At 69.0% G+C, this 1,281-nt stretch carries 1 protein-coding gene; it reads right to left on the reverse strand.

What is annotated here, in order from left to right; genetic code table 11:
- Positions 1 to 32: 32 nt before the first annotated feature.
- Positions 33 to 1,213 (reverse strand): IS3 family transposase gene (locus ACWC21_RS41340; protein ID WP_450890002.1). Its coding sequence is split into 2 segments (ribosomal slippage): positions 33 to 926 and positions 929 to 1,213, totalling 1,179 coding nucleotides; the frame shifts between segments, so codons are not numbered across the junction.
- Positions 1,214 to 1,281 lie beyond the last annotated feature (68 nt).

The following is a 1,281-nucleotide window of genomic DNA, read 5'->3' on the forward strand; positions in this document are numbered from 1 at the left end:
GGGACTGCTGCATGATCGGGTGACAGCGGGGTTTATGCAGCCAGGGCTGCGGGTGGGGTCATGATGGTCTCGTACTCGACGGGGGTCAATCGGCCCAGGCGCTTCTGGCGTCGGCGTCGGTGGTAGGTCCGCTCGATCCAGGTGACAATCGCGATCCGCAACTCCTGCCGGGTGGCCCAGACTTGGCGGTCAAGGACGTTCTTCTGCAACAGGGCGAAGAAGCTTTCCATCGCGGCGTTGTCGCCGGCGGCCCCGACCCGGCCCATCGAGCCGACCAGGCCGTGCCGGGTGAGTACGGCAGCAACCTTCCGGGACCGGAATTGCGATCCTCGGTCGGAATGCACGATGCAGCCCTCAGCCGGGCTGCGGCGGGCGACGGCGGACTCCAGAGCGGCCACTGCGAGGCGGGACTTCATCCGGGCGTCGATGGAATAGCCCACGATGCGGCCGGAGTACACGTCCTTGACAGCGCACAGATACAGCTTGCCCTCGCCGGTGGCGTGCTCGGTGATGTCCGTGAGCCACAGCCGGTTCGGCCCGTCGGCGGTGAAATTGCGGCGCACCCGGTCGTCGTGGACCGGCGGTCCGGCCTTGGCGTTCTTGCCGCGGCCCCGTCGCTTGCCGAAGACGCTCCACCAGCGGTTGTCCCGGCAGATCCGCCAGGCGGTCCGCTCGGCCATCGCCTCACCGGCCGCTCGGGCCTCGTCGAGGAGGAAGCGGTGCCCGAACTCGGGATCGTCGCGGTGAGCGTCGAACAGGGCGTTGGCCCGGTATGCCTCGGTCAGCTCGGCGTCGGTGACCGGAGAGGCCAGCCACCGGTAGTAGGGCTGGCGGGCCAGCCCGAGCACCCGGCACGTCACCGCCACCGGCACCCTGTGATGGGCATCGGCGGCGGCCAGCTCGCGGACGAGCGGGTACATCATTTTGCCGGCAGGTTCGCCTGCGACAGATATGCCGCAGCCCTCCTGAGTACCTCGTTCTCCTGCTCCAGCAGCCGGATCCGCTTGCGGGCCTCGCGCAGCTCGGCGGACTCACCCGACGGCGTTGCGGGCCTGGCGCCCTCATCGGTGTCGGCGCGACGCAGCCACTTCGACAGCGTGATCGGGTGGACCCCGAAGTCGGCGGCGATCTGTTCCAGCGTGACGCCGGGCTCGCGGTTGCGCGCGACCCGCACGACGTCCTCGCGGAACTCCTTCGGATACGGCTTGGGCACAGCGACATCCTTCCAGGCTGCTTCTCAGCAAGCCAGGTCAGGTGTCACCCAACCCTGCAGCAGTCCCC

This window comes from Streptomyces sp. NPDC001348, from assembly GCF_053597535.1.